The following is a 14,954-nucleotide window of genomic DNA, read 5'->3' on the forward strand; positions in this document are numbered from 1 at the left end:
CGATGACGTCGCTGAGGGTATCGTGCGAGGGAATACCGTTGGGCAGCGGCAGGAACTCGCGCAGCCAGGCTTCGTTCTCGTGGGCGAAGTCCTCGATGCCGACCCAGTCGTCATAACCGCACAGGGTGGCGCAGAGCGTGATCATGACGATGTCCTGCAGGGCGTGCAGCTTGTTGCGGGTTTCGCGCCGTGGGTCGACGAGCTTGGCGAAGTAGGGCTGGGGATTGGGCAGCATGATGGGGGCTCGGAAAAGTCTTGTCCGTTACCGCTAATCCTCGTCCAACGCAAGAGCGATGTAGCGCGATTGCCCTGCGCAAGCGCCTGCGCTTTGGCGGGCGGTTACCAAATTCCGGTACCATGCCGCCTTTCTCTGCGTAAGGGGCTCGCGATGGAGTTTCTGCTGTATCTGCCGCTGGGGGCGGCCGCCGGTGTGCTGGCAGGACTGTTCGGTATCGGCGGCGGGATCGTCATCGTGCCGGTGCTGGTGTTCAGCTTCACTGCCCAGGGTTTCGATCCGGCCGTGCTGACCCACCTGGCGGTGGGCACCTCGCTCGCCACCATCGTCTTCACCTCGATCAACTCGGTGCTGGCGCATCATCGCAAGGGCGCGGTGCTCTGGCCGATCTTCGCCTGGCTGACGGTCGGCATCCTCGCCGGTGCGGTACTCGGCAGCCTGACCGCGGCGGCGATCAAGGGACCGATGCTGCAGAAGGTCATCGGTGTGTTCGCCATCGCCATCGGCCTGCAGATGGGCCTCGACCTCAAGCCCAAGGCCCGCCGCGAGGTGCCCGGCAAGCCCGGCCTGAGCCTGGCCGGGGTAGTGATCGGCTGGGCCTCGGCGATCTTCGGCATCGGCGGCGGCTCGCTCACCGTACCCTTCCTGACCTGGCGCAGCGTGCCGATGCCGCAGGCGGTGGCGACCTCGGCGGCCTGCGGCCTGCCGATCGCCCTGTGCAGCGCGCTGAGCTTCATGGTCGTCGGCTGGGGCGAGGCCCACCTGCCGTCGTGGAGCCTGGGCTTCGTCTACCTGCCGGCGGTGCTCGGCATTGCCACGACCAGCATGTTCTTCGCCCGGTTCGGCGCCAATCTGGCGCACCGCCTGCCGCCGCGGCTGCTCAAGCGCCTGTTCGCCCTGCAGCTGCTGGGCGTCGGACTGTTTTTCCTGTTCTGAGGAGCCCCGGATGCTGCCCTATCCGCAAATCGATCCCGTGGCCGTTGCCCTCGGCCCGCTCAAGGTCCACTGGTACGGCCTGATGTACCTGGTCGGCATCGGCGGCGCCTGGTGGCTGGCCTCGCGCCGGGTGGCCGGCTTCGCTCCGGAGTGGAGCCGCGAGAAGCTCTCCGACATGGTGTTCTGGGTCGCCCTGGGGGTGATCGTCGGCGGCCGGCTGGGCTACGTGCTGTTCTACGACCTGCCGGCCTACCTGCACGATCCCAGCCTGATCCTGCAGCTCTGGAAGGGCGGCATGTCCTTCCACGGCGGGCTGCTCGGCGTGCTGCTGTGCAGCTGGATCTTCGCCCGGCGCAACGGCAAGGGTTTCTTCGAGCTGATGGACTTCATCGCCCCGCTGGTGCCGATCGGCCTGGGGGCCGGGCGGATCGGCAACTTCATCAACGCCGAGCTGTGGGGCAAGGCCACCGACCTGCCCTGGGCGATGATCTTCCCCACCGACCCGCAGCGGCTGCCGCGCCATCCCTCGCAGCTCTATCAGTTCGCCCTGGAGGGCGTGGCGCTGTTCGCCATCCTTTGGATCTACTCGCGCAAGCCCCGGCCGACCATGGCGGTGTCCGGGCTGTTCCTGCTCTGCTACGGAATTTTCCGCTTCATCGTCGAGTTCGTCCGGGTGCCGGACGCCCAGCTCGGCTATCTGGCCTTCGGCTGGCTGACCATGGGCCAGTTGCTCTGCCTGCCGATGGTCCTCGGCGGCGCCGGCCTGATGGCCTGGGCCTACCGTCGCCAGTCCCTACACGGAGTCGCCCGATGAAACAGTACCTCGACCTGATGCGCCGGGTGCGCGAGCACGGCACCTTCAAGAGCGACCGCACCGGCACCGGCACGTACAGCGTGTTCGGCCACCAGATGCGCTTCGACCTCGCCGACGGCTTCCCCCTGGTGACCACCAAGAAGTGCCACCTCAAATCCATCGTCCACGAGCTGCTGTGGTTCCTCCAGGGCGACACCAACATCCGCTACCTGCAGGACCACGGCGTGTCGATCTGGGACGAGTGGGCCGACGCGAACGGCGACCTCGGCCCGGTCTACGGCTACCAGTGGCGCAGCTGGCCGGCGCCGGACGGCCGGCACATCGACCAGATTGCCAACGTCGTGGAGATGATCAAGAAGAACCCGGACTCGCGCCGGCTGATCGTCTCGGCCTGGAACCCGGCGCTGATCGAGGAGATGAAGCTGCCGCCGTGCCACGCGCTGTTCCAGTTCTACGTCGCCGAGGGCAAGCTCAGCTGCCAGCTCTACCAGCGCTCGGCGGACATCTTCCTCGGCGTGCCCTTCAACATCGCCAGCTACGCGTTGCTGACCATGATGGTGGCGCAGGTCTGCGGCCTGGCGCCCGGCGAGTTCGTCTGGACCGGCGGCGACTGCCACCTCTACGCCAACCACCTGGAGCAGGCCGATCTGCAGCTCTCCCGCGCGCCGCTGCCGCTGCCGCAGATGAAGCTCAACCCGGCGGTGCAGGACCTCTTCGCCTTCCGCTTCGAGGACGTCGAACTGCTCGGCTACCAGTCCCACCCGCACATCAAGGCGCCGGTGGCGGTCTGATCCGGGCCGTGCCTTCCCGTTGCCCTCGCCCCGGCCCTTTCCCCGCAGGGGCGAGGAGCCTTAGGCCAGCTCCGTAGCCAGCCGGGCGATCGCTTCCTGGCGTTCGCTCCGGCCCAGCCGGCCACCCGGATTGAGCGACGACCACTCCGGGTGGGCGCGGGCCTTGAGCAGGGGCTCGGGCAGCTGATCCTCGCGCCAGCTCCGCTCCTGCGGGGTGTCCAGGCGGATCGCCTGCTGCGCGGCGTGGCCGCGGGCGGCGAGGGCCTTGAGCAGCTGGCACTGGCGCAGGGCGAGCAGGCGCAGCACGGCGTCGTCCACGGTCAGCTCGCGCTCGCCGCGCAGTTTCCCTAGGATGCGGTTGCCGTAGTGGCGGGCGGTCTGCGCGCCGCCGCCGGCCAGCGCGCCGAGCAGCGCTGCGGTGCCCAGGGTCAGGCCGCCGAGCAGGAAATCGACCCCGGCGCCGGCCGCGGCACCGGCGGCCAGGCCGCCGCCGATCTTCACGCCGAGCTGTTTCAGGGTTTCAGGATTGAACAGGTCTTCGCCCCAGCGCCCGTCGAGCAGCGGCAGGTCGGCGGCCGCGGCGTCCTCCGGGCGGAAGGCGTAGAGTCGCAGCAGGTCCTCGACGCAGCGCTGCTCGCGCTGGCGCACGGCTTCGTGCAGCTCGCGGATGGCGGCCTGCTCCGGCTCGGCCCGGGCCTCGACGCTGCGCCGGCAGGCGGCGACGTCGAGCAGCAGTTCGGCGATCAGCCGGTTGCCGCTGTCCAGGCGGGCCGCGGTCTGGGCCTCGTGGGAGCGGATCAGGCGCTCCAGCTGCGGGCGGGCCTTCTCCAGCAGCAGCGCGAGGCTTTCGTAGAGGCGCCGCTCGCCGTCCTGCGGCGGCGCCACGGTGTCGAAGCGCACCATGGCGTGCAGGCCGAGACGGCCCAGGGCCGCGCGCCAGGACTCCTCGCGGGTACCGGCGCTGGCGACGAAGTTCAGCACCGGAAGCAGCGGCCGGCCGCAGGCGGTGAGCACCTCGAGTTCGTCGCGGTACTTGGCCAGCACCGGCTCGCGGGCGTCGATCACGTAGAGCCCGGCGGCGGAGCCGAGCAGCTGGCGCAGCACCTTGGCCTCCTGCTCGAAGCGCTGGCGGGCCTCGGCGCCGTCGAGGAAGCGGGTGATCCGCGACGGGCCGTCGAGGCGCTCGCCGGGGCGCTCCAGACGCTCGATGTGTTCGAACAGGGCGATGGCGTCCTCCAGGCCGGGGGTGTCGTACAGCTCGAGCAGTGCCTCCCCGTCCACCGAGAGGCGCGCCCCCTCGACGTGGCGGGTGGTGCTCGGCCGGTGCGAGACCTCGCCGAAGCCGATGTCGCGGGTCAGGGTGCGCAGCAGCGAGGTCTTGCCGACGTTGGTGTGGCCGACCACGGCGAGTTTCAGCGGCTCAGTCATCTCCGGTCTCCAGCCAGCCCAGCGGGGCGTCGCTGCCGTAGTGCAGGCCCAGCTGGTTGAGGGCGATGTGCCAGTCGTCCAGGCGCTCGTCGTTCAGCGTCTCGCCGGGCGGCGGCGGGAGCAGCCAGACCCGCGTCCGGCCGGCGCTGCGCGAGAGTTCGCCGAGCAGCGCCAGGGTACCGCGGTCCGGCGAGCGTTGCGGGTCGACGGCCACCGCCAGACGTGCCGGCGGCTGTCCGGCGAGGCGTTCGAGCAGCCGGCGGCGTTGCTCGCGGCTGTCGAGGACGCCGGCATCGCCGACCCCGCCGGGCAGTACCGGCGGCCAGGGACGGTTCTCGTCCAGCTCGACGGCGACCAGCAGGGCGGGCGTGCTCTCGGCCGGTCGGCCCAGGGCGCTGCTCGGCACCTGGGGCAGGGTTTCGGGGGCGGCGTCGCAGACCCCGAGGCGCTCGCTGGAGGGCTGCAGGCGCTCGGCGAGCAGGCGATAGCCGGGCAGCGACAGGTCCGGGGCGAGGTGGGCGCGGCCGGAAAGCCAGCGGTTCAGGCAGAGCAGCGCGAGCAGCAGGCGCGGCAGCAGGCCGTACACCAGCAGCACGCCGAGCAGCCAGCCGGCCCAGCCCTGGCGAGCGGCCTCGACGCTCAGCGCCTGGTCGGCGCTGGCGCGGATCGTCGCCGGGTCCGGCAGGCTGAAGCCGAGCATTGCCGGCAGGGCGCCGAGGTTCTGGGTCAGGGCGACGAAGGTGTCGCCGTTGAGCAGGGTGGTTTCCCAGTAGAAGCCGTAGCTGCGGGTCGACATCAGCGCCAGCAGGGTGACCAGCGCGCTGGTCAGGGTGAGCAGCCAGAAGCCGTGGACCAGCAGGCCCAGCCCCCAGCGGCCGAGGCGCCGGTGCTGCAGCAGGAGCAGCAGCGCCGGAGCCAGCAGCGCCACCTTGGCGTCGCGGGCGAGCTTTTCGCTGAGCCACAGCCATAGGCGGCCGAGGGCGCCGCCACCGCCATCGGCGGCGAAGAACAGGCCGAGCAGCCAGCCGCCGAGGGTCAGCAGATGGAGGCCGAGCAGGCTGCCGAGGGCCCAGAACACGTTGATCGGTCCTTTCTGCTCGGCGCCGAGGGCGGCCAGCGCCAGACTGGCGCCGCCGCCCACGGCGAGGGCCAGCAGGATGGCCAGCGCCAGGCCGCCGCCCTGACGCCAGTGGCGCAGGGCGTCGAGCAGCCCGTCGCGCTCGGCCAGCCAGAGGGCGCGGGTCTGGATGCGCCGGGTCAGGTTGCCGCCGGCGGCGCGGGCGCGGCGGTTGGCTTCGCCGTCCTCCAGCGGGCCGGCGAACTCTTCGCGCAGGCGGATGGTTTCGGTCAGCCAGAGGCGGTTGAAATCGGTCGGTGGAGGGGCGGCAGTGCTCACGCGGTCTCTCGATGGTGGTTCGGTTCCAGCCATGAGGATACCCGTTCGGACCCGGCCGCGGGCAACTCGAAACGGCTGTACCGGGGCGGTAGGGCGCACCCGGCAGACGCTTCGCGGTTGTTCGCGCAGGCACCGGGCGATGCCTGGATAACAGCTCCGTGGCGGTTGTACGAGCGGCCGTGCGCCAGTCGCCGCCGGCCGGGCGGCTCTGCTAAGCTCGCCGCCATGAACACGTCTCGACTCCCCCTCGCCCTGATCGCCGCCGTCGCCGCCAACCGTGTGATCGGCCGCGACAACCGCATGCCCTGGCACCTGCCGGCGGACCTCAAGCACTTCAAGGCCAGCACCCTCGGCAAGCCGATCGTCATGGGCCGCAAGACCTGGAACTCCCTCGGCCGCCCGCTGCCCGGCCGGCTCAACCTGGTGGTCAGCCGCCAGCCCGGCCTCGCTCTGGAAGGCGCCGAAACCTTCGCGTCGCTGGAGACTGCCCTGGCTCGCGCCGACGCCTGGGCCCGCGAGCAGGGCGCACGCGAAGTGATGCTGATCGGCGGCGCGCAACTCTACGCCCAGGCCCTGCCGCAGGCCGTGCGCCTCTACCTGACCCGCATCGACCTCGCCCCGGCGGGCGATGCCTTCTTCCCCGCCTGGAACCCCGCCGACTGGCGCCGCGCCTCCCGCGAGGAACACCCGGCCACGGCGGACGCGCCGGGGTATGCCTTCGAGGTGTGGGAGCGGGGGTAGGGGAGGCGACGGGCAGCTATCCTTCCGAGCTTCCGGCGCGGCGCCCTGCTGTCGTCGCGGCGGGAAACCGGCGGCGTTTTCCTTCCGCCCGCCGTCATCGGCCCTGCATCGGAGGTAAACGCGCGGAGCGATTTTCCAGCGGCGTGCGGTCGAGTGTCGCAGTTGGCACCATCGGCCGAACTTCTACGGTAAGGGTTTGATCCATATCAAGTTTTGAAAAGGTCTTGCGCTCGCTCCCCCGGCGCCGCTGGCGGTAGCATTACGCGCAACAGGATCAATCAATCTCGGCGGAAGTAGCAGCATTTGACTGCTCTCCGCCCTGAAGGACGGGGATTCCCAATTCACCGAGATCAGGACAGCGATACACGACCGATGCCACTTACGTTCTCTCCAAGGGCTAACACCGCCAGCCCGGCGGCTTTGATGTTAACCGCGGCATTTAGGTCGCGGTCGTGTTCTGTGGCGCAGGCCGGACAGGTCCAGTCGCGGACCTTCAGCGGCAGCGAGGCCAGGGTGTGACCGCAGCACGAGCAGCGCTTGCTGCTGGGAAACCAGCGGTCCAGCCTGACCACCTGGCGTCCGGCCCAGGCCGCCTTGTACTCGAGCTGGCGGACCAGTTCGCCCCAGCCGGCATCGGCAATCGACTTGCTCAGCGCCCGGTTACGGATCAGGTTTTTCACCGCCAACGACTCGACACAGACCACTTGGTTTTCGTCGATCAGTCTGCGCGACAACTGGTGCAAGCCGTCGAGTCGGGTGTCGGTGATTTTCGCGTGCAGGCGGGCCACCTTCTGCCGGGCCTTGGCACGGTTCTTCGAGCCGCGCTGCTTGCGGCACAGCGCCCGCTGGGCTTTCGCCAGCCGGGCTGCGTACTTCGCCGTGTGGCGCGGGTTGTCGATCCGCTCGCCCTCGGCGGTGACGAACAGCGCCTTCAGGCCCAGGTCTATGCCGGTGGTCCGCGGCGACACCGGCAGCGGCTGGGCCTCGACCTCGCACAGCAGCGAAACGAAGTAGCGGCCGGCCGTGTCCCGCGTGACTGTCACCGTCGACGGCGTCGAGGGCAATGTCTCGCGCTGTTTCGTCCAGCGGATCGGCAGCGGCTCCTTGCACTTGGCGAGAAACAGCTGGCCGCCCCGGTACTGGAAGGCGGAGGCGGTGAACTCGGCCGACTGACGCTGTTTCTTCGACTTGAACGCCGGATAGCTGGCGCGCTTTTCGAAGAAGGCCTGGAAGGCTTTCTGCTGGTGCCGGAGGCACTGCTGCAGGGGAACGCTGGACACCTCGTTGAGAAAGGCCCGTTCCGGAGTCTTCTTCAGCGCGGTCAACTGGGCGCTGGCGGCCGCATAGCCGATGCGCTTCTGCTCCGACCGATAGGCCTCGGTGCGCCAGGCCAGGATCGTATTGTAGACGAAGCGCACGCAGCCGAAGGTCTGCGCCAGCAGGCTTTCCTGCTCGGGCGTCGGGTAGAAACGGTACTTGAAAGCGCGCTTCGTCTTCATGCTTTAACTGTATGTACATCCAGCCAAAGGATCAACCCAAGATAGCCCCAACCCAAGGAGAAGCGAGAACAGGGGCGCCCTGCGGGCGCCGCGCTATCCCTCCCCGACCTAAAAGGACGGGGTTTCTCGCGCAAAGACCCGATGAAACATCAGATCACCCGGCTGTCCCCCCATCAGAATGGCAAGGTCTGCGGCATTCTGACGGCGGCCACGTCCTTCTTCGTCTTCGTTCCCTTCCTGCTGTTCCTTTCGCTGTTCGTGCCCCCGCAGGGCCGGCCGCCGTTCATCACCATCCTGCTCGTGCCGCTGTTCTACCTGGTCATGGGCTATCTCGCCGTTCGGATCGGCTGCACCCTGTACAACTTCGCGGTCAAGTACATCGGCGGCCTGGAGTTCGACGCCAAGGACGAAGGCCAGTAATCCTTCCTCCCCAAAGGCAGGAAACCACCCGCGAGCGCGGGGCTTTCCGAGCCTGACGAGCACCGCCGGGCAGACACACCGTCTGCCCGGCGGTGTCGTTTCCGTGGGCTGGAAGTTTGATCGCCGAGCGTTCCTACCCCTTCTTTCCCGGCGACGGGGCCGCTCTACGGCAGCTCGATCAGCTCGGCACGGACCTCGTCACCCTCGATATGCAGCAGCCCGACCGCCAGCGGCAGCTTGAAGCGCCGCGGGCCGGCGCTGCCGGGGTTGACCAGCAGCAGTCCCCCTTTCTCCTCGATGCGCGGCTTGTGCGAATGCCCGCAGACCGCCACCTTGAAGCCGCGTCCAGCCAGGTCGGCCGGCAGATGGGCCGGCTGGTGGACGACGAAGAGGCGCAGGCCGCCCACTTCCAGTTCGACCTGTCGGGGCAGGACTTCGGCCCAGCCGCCGCGGTCGTTGTTGCCGCGCACCGCCGTGAGCGGCGCCAGCCGGCGCAGGGCGTCAAGGATCTCCGGCGTGCCGATGTCGCCGGCGTGGACGATCCGCTCGCAGCCCTCGAGGGCGGCCAGCGCCGCGGGACGCAGCAGGCCGTGGGTGTCGGAGATCAGGCCGATTTTCATGGGCAGCTCCGGGCAGAAAGCCAAAGCCCAGCGCGGGGCCGGGTGACGGAAAAAGGGGATCAGGCCGCCTGCTGTTCGGCTTCCCAGCCGCGCAGGGCGAGGGCCACGGTGCGGGGGACCGGCTTGGCGCCGCTGCGGTAGTAGGCCAGCATGCGTCGGCTCAGGCCAAGAGCTTCGGCAGCACTGTCCAGCGTCAGCCCGTGGCGAGCCATCCAGTTCCAGATCAGCTCATGGGAGTAGCCGCCAGCCTGCTCCACGGCACGCGCCCGCAGGTTGTCGGCGGCCAGCTCCAGGTTGTCGTCGCCGTTCCAGACGACGCTGCCGCCCCATTCCCCCGGCGCCGCCGTGGCGAACACGGCCGGGTCGGTCAGCGCGGTCAGGGTCGGGTAGCGGCGGACGATGTCGCTCAGTTCGACCTCTAGCTGGGCCCCATCGGCGAAGGCCAGGCGCAGGCGGCATGGCCCTATGACCTCGACCTGGATGAGAGTGAAATGTCGGTTGCTCATGGATTCAGTTCCTCCCACGTGGCAATCAGCAGGGCTCGATGCTCGGCCGCCCAGGTCAGTGCCTCGGCGAGTTCGCGGCGGGCAATACGTCCGGACAGGACAGTCAGGCTGGCGATTTCCACCAGCGCCTCGCGGCCATCCTGCAGGCGGACATGAAAGTGCGGTGGTAGGTGGTCGCCAGCGTAAAGGGTGATGGAGCAGTTGGTCAGGCGTTTGAGTGTGGGCATGAGGATAGTATAGGTGCAATCATTGCACCGGGCGAGCGACGATCGACCTGTGCCAAGCGCCGTAGATCCTTGCCCCGGAGAACGGCGTCGGCTTCGGCGGCATTGAGAGAGTCGATCAGGTACAACGAGATCCACCCGGCCTGCCGGCCGCTCGAGCGGCCGGATAGCCAAAGCCCGGCGCGGGGCCGGGCTTGGTAGGTGACGGTTTGGTGGAAAACGCTGTGCGGTTTTCCATCCTACGGCTTTCAATCGCCGAGCAGCGCCTTGTTGCGCACCGCGCCCTTGTCGGCGCTGGTGGCGAGCAGGGCGTAGGCCTTGAGCGCGGTGCTGACCTTGCGCGCGCGCGGGGCGGCCGGCTTCCAGCCCTTGTGGTCCTGGTGCAGGCGGCGGGCCTTCAGCTCCTCGTCGGACACCAGCAGGTTGATGCTGCGGTTGGGGATGTCGATGAGGATCTTGTCGCCGTCCTCGACCAGGCCGATGGCGCCGCCCGCGGCCGCTTCCGGCGAGGCGTGGCCGATGGAGAGGCCCGAAGTGCCGCCGGAGAAGCGCCCGTCGGTGAGCAGGGCGCACTGCTTGCCGAGTCCCTTGGACTTCAGATACGAGGTCGGATAGAGCATTTCCTGCATGCCCGGGCCGCCCTTCGGGCCTTCGTAGCGGATGATCACCACGTCGCCGGCCTTCACCTCGTCGGCGAGGATGCCCTTCACCGCGGCGTCCTGGCTCTCGAAGATCTTCGCCGTGCCTTCGAATACCAGGATGGATTCATCCACGCCGGCGGTCTTCACCACGCAGCCGTCCAGGGCGATGTTGCCGTAGAGCACGGCCAGGCCGCCTTCCTGGGAATAGGCGTTCTCGACGCTGCGGATGCAGCCCTCGAAGCGGTCGATGTCGAGGCTCGGCCAGCGGGTCGACTGGCTGAACGCGACCTGGGAGGGGATGCCCGCCGGACCGGCCTTGAAGAAGGTGTGCACGGCCTCGTCGCGGGTCTGGGTGATGTCCCACTGGGCGATGGCATCACTCATGCTCGGGCTGTGCACGGTGGGCACGTCGGTGTGCAGCAGGCCGCCGCGGGCCAGTTCGCCGAGGATGGCGAAGATGCCGCCGGCGCGGTGCACGTCTTCCATGTGGTACTTCTGGATGTTCGGCGCGACCTTGCAGAGCTGCGGCACGCGGCGGGACAGGTGGTCGATGTCGCGCAGGTCGAAGTCGACCTCGGCCTCCTGGGCGGCGGCCAGCAGGTGCAGGATGGTGTTGGTCGAGCCGCCCATGGCGATGTCAAGGGTCATGGCGTTCTCGAAGGCCTTGACGCTGGCGATCGAGCGCGGCAGCACCGACTCGTCGCCCTCGCCGTAGTAGCGCTGGCAGAGCTCGACGATCAGTCGGCCGGCGCGCAGGAACAGTTGCTCGCGGTCGGCGTGGGTGGCCAGGGTGGTGCCGTTGCCCGGCAGCGCCAGGCCGAGAGCCTCGGCCAGGCAGTTCATCGAGTTGGCGGTGAACATGCCGGAGCAGCTGCCGCAGGTCGGGCAGGCGCTGCGCTCGTATTCCTCGACCTTCTCGTCGGAGCAGCTGGCGTCGGCGGCGGCGACCATGGCGTCGACCAGGTCGAGGCCGTGGCTGGCCAGCTTGGTCTTGCCGGCTTCCATCGGTCCGCCGGAGACGAACACCACCGGGATGTTCAGGCGCAGGGCGGCCATCAGCATGCCGGGGGTGATCTTGTCGCAGTTGGAGATGCACACCAGCGCGTCGGCGCAGTGGGCGTTGACCATGTACTCCACGGAGTCGGCGATGATCTCGCGCGACGGCAGCGAATAGAGCATGCCGTCGTGGCCCATGGCGATGCCGTCGTCGACGGCGATGGTGTCGAATTCCTTGGCCACGCCGCCGGCCTTCTCGATCTCGCGGCAGACCAGCTGGCCCAGGTCCTTCAGGTGCACATGGCCGGGCACGAACTGGGTGAAGGAGTTGGCGACGGCGATGATCGGCTTCTTGAAGTCCTCGTCCTTCATCCCGGTGGCGCGCCACAGCGCGCGGGCGCCGGCCATGTTGCGGCCGAAGGTGGAGGTTTTCGAGCGATAGTCAGGCATGACGGTTCTCGGAAATCAGGCGGATACGGGACTGCGCAGGATAGCGCGATTGGCGGGAGGGTGCATCGGGCGGCTGGCGGGTGGATCTGTGCCCCGGTCGAGCGCGCGGGGCAGCGTGGAGCGCTATAAGCACGTGGATGTCACTCGATAGGGAGATCGTCGACATGGCCGAAAACGGCGACCGTCATTCGCTGGAGATCTATCTGGGGCTGGGCCTCCTTCAGGGGCTGACGCTGTTGAGCGTGACGGAGGCCTGGTCGTCCGCGGGAAACGATCGGGCGTTCCTAGCCGGGTTGCTGACCTTCGTCCTGATCGGCGCCTTGCAGGTGCAACTGCTCTGGGAGCGTTTTCGCGAGGCGCAGCGCTGGCGACTGGTGTCGGGCTGTGCGCTGCTGCTGGCGGTTCTGGTGGCCTGGTTCGTCTGGCAGAGCAGCCCGCAAGATTCGCTCCGCTGGAGCGACTCGTCCGGGAGCGCGCTGTTGTTCGGCGATCTGGTGCTGTTCTACATCCTCACGCCGTTCATCCAGGCATGGGATTCGCGCTCGGGCGGGCGCTTCGACTACACGGCCCTCTACCGCCACGCCTGGAACAACGGCCTGATCCTGTTGCTGGCGGCCTTGCTGGTCGGTTTGTTCTGGCTGCTGATCGCCCTGTGGGCGGGGCTGTTCTCGGTGGTGGGCATCAACTTCTTCGCTGCGTTGTTCTTCAACCGCGTGTTTGCCTGGCTCAGTTGTGCGCTGGTGTTCGCGATGGGGGTGCGCATCGGACTGCAGCGCGATCAGGTGATCGAGGCGCTGCACGGCATCCTGCTGGCGATCTGCCGGGCCTTGCTGCCGTTGACCGTGCTGATCGTCCTGCTGTTCGTGGCCTGCCTGCCGTTCATTGGCCTGGAGCCGCTATGGCGGACCAAGCGTGCCGCGGCGATCCTGCTGGCGCTGGTCTTCGCCCATCTGTGCCTGCTCAACGGGGTGTTCCAGGATGGTCGCCAGTCGCCCGGCTATGCACGGTCGCTGCGGGCTCTGGTGGAGGCCAGCCTGCTGGCCTTGCCGCTGCTGGCCGCTCTGGCGGGGTATGCGCTGTGGCTGCGGGTGCAGCAGTACGGCCTGACGCCCTCGCGCGTGCTGGTCGGTCTGCTGGTCTTCATGGCGTTGCTGTGCGCCGTGGCGGCGGCGGGGGCCGTGCTGCGGCGCGGGGACGTCTGGCTGGGCGGGCTGCGCCGCAGCAATCCGCCCATCGCGCTGACGCTGGCCGTTTTGTTGGTGCTACTGCAGACGCCTTGGTTCAGTCCGCAGGAGCTGAGTGCGGCCAGCCAGTTCCGCCGTCTGCTGGCCGGGCAGGTGGCGGCCGGGCAGTTCGACGCGGGATTGTTGCGCTTCCGGCTCGGTGAGCCGGGACGACGCTATCTGGCGCGCCTCGAGCAACTGGTCGAGCAGCCCGGCGCCTTGCCGCCGGAGCAGGCCGCGCCGTTGCGTGCGGATCTGCAGCGCTTGCAGCAGAGCAAGCATTACGGGGAGTGGCAGCGCAACCGGCGCGAGGCGGAGGCGACCACCCAACTACAGCCGCAGTGGCTGGGGGCGCCGCCGGAGAATATCGAGGGGCTGTTGGCCCGGCTCGCCGAGCTGAGTGATTGCCGGCGGGCGGCGTGCAGTCTGCTGGCGGTGGATCTGGACGGCGATGGTGTAGAGGAAGTGCTGGTGATCTGCGGCGAACAGCGTTATCCGTTACCGTTGCCGATTCTGGCGCGCGACCCGGTGCGTGGTTGGCAACAGATCGGGCGCTTGAAGCAGCCGGTCGCCGGGGCGCTGTCGGGGGTGGAGCTGGCCGAGCGGATTCGCCGGGAGGGCTTCAGGCGGGTGGCGCCGCGTTACCAAGCACTGGAGGTCGGTGGTGTCCGCTTCGAACCCAACCTGAACTGAATCCGGAGGCTGCACGCCCACGCGGGAGCATGGGCGCGAGCAGCATCCGCCTCAGCTCGGCAGAATCCGGCAGGTCAGGCTCTTGATGTAGCGGGTTTCGGCGATGGCCGGGTGGACCGGGTGGTCCGGGCCCTGGCCGCCGCGTTCGAGCAGCTGGATGTGGCGGTCGAGGTGGCGGGCGCTGGAGAGGAGGATGTTCTGCAGGTCGTCCTCCGGCAGGTGCATGGAGCAGGAGGCGCTGACCAGGATGCCGTCCTTGGTCAGCAGGCGCATGGCCGCCTCGTTGAGGCGGCGGTAGGCGGCCTCGCCGTTCTTCAGGTCCTTCTTGCGCTTGATGAAGGCGGGCGGGTCGGCGATCACCACGTCGAAGCGTTCCTCGGCGGCCTTCAGCTCCTTCAGCGCCTCGAACACGTCGCCCTCGACGCAGGTCATCTTCTCGGCCACGCCGTTCAGCGCCGCGTTGCGCTCGACGCCGTCCAGCGCCAGCGCCGAGCCGTCCACGCACATCACCTCGGTCGCGCCGAACGCCGCGGCCTGCACGCCCCAGCCGCCGACGTAGCTGAACAGGTCGAGCACCCGCTTGCCCTTGACGTAGGGCGTCAGGCGCGCGCGGTTCAGGCGGTGGTCATAGAACCAGCCGGTCTTCTGCCCGCCCTGCACCGGCGCCTCGAACTTCACGCCGTTCTCCTCCAGCGCCACCCACTCCGGCATCACGCCGAAGGCGGTCTCGACGTAGCGTTCGAGGCCTTCGGCATCGCGGGCGCTGGAGTCGTTCTTGAACAGGATACCGGCGGGCTTGAGCACCTGCACCAGCGCCTCGACCACGGCGTCCTTGTGGCGCTCCATGGCGGCGGAGGCGAGCTGCACCACCAGATGGTCGCCGAAGCGGTCCACCACCAGGCCGGGCAGCAGGTCGGAGTCGCCGTAGACCAGCCGGTAGCAGGGCGCGTCGAACAGCCGCTCGCGCAGCGACAGGGCGACGTTGATGCGGTGCACCAGCAGCGACTTGTCCAGCGGGTGCTTGAGGTCGCGGGAGATCAGCCGCGCGCAGATCAGGTTGTTCGGCGAGAGTGCGACGATGCCGAGGGCCTTGCCGCCGGCCGCTTCGAGGATCGCCTGGTCGCCGGCCTGGAAGGCGGTCAGCGGGGTGGCGAGGACGTCCACCTCGTTGCTGTAGACCCACAGGTGGCCGGCGCGCAGGCGGCGCTCGGCGTTGGCTTTCAGTCGCAGACTGGGCAGGGACATGGGGCACTCTCGCAAAAAGCGCGGAGTATAGCGGAGGGCGCGGCTGGCGGGCGGCAGGCACGGACGAAGCCGTTCCTGCCGGTGGCCCGCTGTCGC

At 68.8% G+C, this 14,954-nt stretch carries 15 protein-coding genes; 6 read left to right on the top strand and 9 right to left on the bottom strand.

The genetic code is table 11. From position 1 onward, the window contains the following. The coding region (locus BMY22_RS17250) for a transposase family protein (protein WP_139211166.1) at window positions 1-235 on the bottom strand (235 nt) is incomplete at its 3' end. A 153-nt stretch (window positions 236-388) separates the two neighbouring features. On the opposite strand from BMY22_RS17250, the gene BMY22_RS17255 reads away from it, so the two are divergent. From BMY22_RS17255 to BMY22_RS17265, 3 genes are read left to right on the top strand one after another with little or no spacing between them, the layout of a single operon-like run. Beyond that, window positions 389-1,171, top strand: coding sequence for a sulfite exporter TauE/SafE family protein (locus tag BMY22_RS17255; protein WP_090624101.1), 783 nt, complete (start codon window positions 389-391; stop codon window positions 1,169-1,171). A 10-nt stretch (window positions 1,172-1,181) separates the two neighbouring features. Continuing rightward, window positions 1,182-1,985 (top strand): prolipoprotein diacylglyceryl transferase, encoded by an 804-nt coding sequence (gene lgt, locus BMY22_RS17260; protein WP_090624103.1) that lies wholly within the window; start codon window positions 1,182-1,184, stop codon window positions 1,983-1,985. Beyond that, entirely contained in the window at window positions 1,982-2,776 is a 795-nt protein-coding gene (locus tag BMY22_RS17265) for a thymidylate synthase (protein WP_090624105.1), read from the top strand. Before lgt ends, BMY22_RS17265 begins: the two co-directional genes overlap by 4 nt. Window positions 2,777-2,836: 60 nt before the next feature. Here the strand turns inward: BMY22_RS17265 and BMY22_RS17270 are convergent, their stop codons facing one another. Further along, a complete protein-coding gene (locus tag BMY22_RS17270; protein WP_167363761.1) occupies window positions 2,837-4,204 on the bottom strand; it encodes a GTPase/DUF3482 domain-containing protein in 1,368 nt (455 codons plus the stop codon). Next, a complete protein-coding gene (locus BMY22_RS17275; protein WP_244158905.1) occupies window positions 4,197-5,600 on the bottom strand; it encodes a DUF2868 domain-containing protein in 1,404 nt (467 codons plus the stop codon). The genes BMY22_RS17270 and BMY22_RS17275 overlap by 8 nt, the downstream gene beginning before the upstream one ends. A gap of 225 nt (window positions 5,601-5,825) precedes the next feature. Here BMY22_RS17275 and BMY22_RS17280 point away from each other — a divergent pair, with 225 nt between their 5' ends. Next, the gene (locus tag BMY22_RS17280) at window positions 5,826-6,341 is read left to right on the top strand and encodes a dihydrofolate reductase (protein ID WP_090624108.1); all 516 of its coding nucleotides are present in this window, start codon (window positions 5,826-5,828) and stop codon (window positions 6,339-6,341) included. 350 nt (window positions 6,342-6,691) lie between these two features. On the opposite strand, the gene BMY22_RS17285 is transcribed toward BMY22_RS17280, so the two are convergent. Continuing rightward, window positions 6,692-7,840 (bottom strand): RNA-guided endonuclease TnpB family protein, encoded by a 1,149-nt coding sequence (locus BMY22_RS17285; protein WP_090624109.1) that lies wholly within the window; start codon window positions 7,838-7,840, stop codon window positions 6,692-6,694. Between the two features lie 141 nt (window positions 7,841-7,981). On the opposite strand from BMY22_RS17285, the gene BMY22_RS17290 reads away from it, so the two are divergent. Next, entirely contained in the window at window positions 7,982-8,260 is a 279-nt protein-coding gene (locus tag BMY22_RS17290) for a hypothetical protein (RefSeq protein WP_090624111.1), read from the top strand. A 164-nt stretch (window positions 8,261-8,424) separates the two neighbouring features. Here BMY22_RS17290 and BMY22_RS17295 read toward each other — a convergent pair whose 3' ends face one another. From BMY22_RS17295 to ilvD, 4 genes are all read right to left on the bottom strand, one after another. Continuing rightward, complete coding sequence (locus BMY22_RS17295; RefSeq protein WP_090624112.1) at window positions 8,425-8,880, bottom strand: metallophosphoesterase family protein; 456 nt, start codon at window positions 8,878-8,880, stop codon at window positions 8,425-8,427. 59 nt (window positions 8,881-8,939) lie between these two features. Then, window positions 8,940-9,386 (bottom strand): DUF2442 domain-containing protein, encoded by a 447-nt coding sequence (locus BMY22_RS17300; RefSeq protein WP_208599324.1) that lies wholly within the window; start codon window positions 9,384-9,386, stop codon window positions 8,940-8,942. After that, the gene (locus tag BMY22_RS17305; RefSeq protein ID WP_090624115.1) at window positions 9,383-9,613 is read right to left on the bottom strand and encodes a DUF4160 domain-containing protein; all 231 of its coding nucleotides are present in this window, start codon (window positions 9,611-9,613) and stop codon (window positions 9,383-9,385) included. Before BMY22_RS17305 ends, BMY22_RS17300 begins: the two co-directional genes overlap by 4 nt. Window positions 9,614-9,858: 245 nt before the next feature. Beyond that, complete coding sequence (gene ilvD / locus BMY22_RS17310; RefSeq protein ID WP_090624117.1) at window positions 9,859-11,697, bottom strand: dihydroxy-acid dehydratase; 1,839 nt, start codon at window positions 11,695-11,697, stop codon at window positions 9,859-9,861. Between the two features lie 164 nt (window positions 11,698-11,861). Here ilvD and BMY22_RS17315 point away from each other — a divergent pair, with 164 nt between their 5' ends. Further along, a complete protein-coding gene (locus BMY22_RS17315) occupies window positions 11,862-13,613 on the top strand; it encodes a DUF4153 domain-containing protein (protein ID WP_090624118.1) in 1,752 nt (583 codons plus the stop codon). 51 nt (window positions 13,614-13,664) lie between these two features. Here BMY22_RS17315 and BMY22_RS17320 read toward each other — a convergent pair whose 3' ends face one another. Beyond that, window positions 13,665-14,858 (bottom strand): class I SAM-dependent rRNA methyltransferase, encoded by a 1,194-nt coding sequence (locus BMY22_RS17320; RefSeq protein WP_090624120.1) that lies wholly within the window; start codon window positions 14,856-14,858, stop codon window positions 13,665-13,667. Window positions 14,859-14,954 lie beyond the last annotated feature (96 nt).

This window comes from Azotobacter beijerinckii, from assembly GCF_900110885.1.
GTDB classification, from domain to species: domain Bacteria; phylum Pseudomonadota; class Gammaproteobacteria; order Pseudomonadales; family Pseudomonadaceae; genus Azotobacter; species Azotobacter beijerinckii.

Bases quoted from the DNA above. Each gene is read 5' to 3' on its own strand.
- BMY22_RS17305 (WP_090624115.1), bottom strand. From the start codon at position 9,613: ATGCCCACACTCAAACGCCTGACCAACTGCTCCATCACCCTTTACGCT.
- BMY22_RS17255 (WP_090624101.1), top strand. From the start codon at position 389: ATGGAGTTTCTGCTGTATCTGCCGCTGGGGGCGGCCGCCGGTGTGCTG.
- ilvD (WP_090624117.1), bottom strand. From the start codon at position 11,697: ATGCCTGACTATCGCTCGAAAACCTCCACCTTCGGCCGCAACATGGCC.
- BMY22_RS17320 (WP_090624120.1), bottom strand. From the start codon at position 14,858: ATGTCCCTGCCCAGTCTGCGACTGAAAGCCAACGCCGAGCGCCGCCTG.
- BMY22_RS17315 (WP_090624118.1), top strand. From the start codon at position 11,862: ATGGCCGAAAACGGCGACCGTCATTCGCTGGAGATCTATCTGGGGCTG.
- BMY22_RS17300 (WP_208599324.1), bottom strand. From the start codon at position 9,386: ATGAGCAACCGACATTTCACTCTCATCCAGGTCGAGGTCATAGGGCCA.
- BMY22_RS17265 (WP_090624105.1), top strand. From the start codon at position 1,982: ATGAAACAGTACCTCGACCTGATGCGCCGGGTGCGCGAGCACGGCACC.
- BMY22_RS17280 (WP_090624108.1), top strand. From the start codon at position 5,826: ATGAACACGTCTCGACTCCCCCTCGCCCTGATCGCCGCCGTCGCCGCC.
- BMY22_RS17295 (WP_090624112.1), bottom strand. From the start codon at position 8,880: ATGAAAATCGGCCTGATCTCCGACACCCACGGCCTGCTGCGTCCCGCG.
- BMY22_RS17270 (WP_167363761.1), bottom strand. From the start codon at position 4,204: ATGACTGAGCCGCTGAAACTCGCCGTGGTCGGCCACACCAACGTCGGC.
- BMY22_RS17290 (WP_090624111.1), top strand. From the start codon at position 7,982: ATGAAACATCAGATCACCCGGCTGTCCCCCCATCAGAATGGCAAGGTC.
- lgt (WP_090624103.1), top strand. From the start codon at position 1,182: ATGCTGCCCTATCCGCAAATCGATCCCGTGGCCGTTGCCCTCGGCCCG.
- BMY22_RS17285 (WP_090624109.1), bottom strand. From the start codon at position 7,840: ATGAAGACGAAGCGCGCTTTCAAGTACCGTTTCTACCCGACGCCCGAG.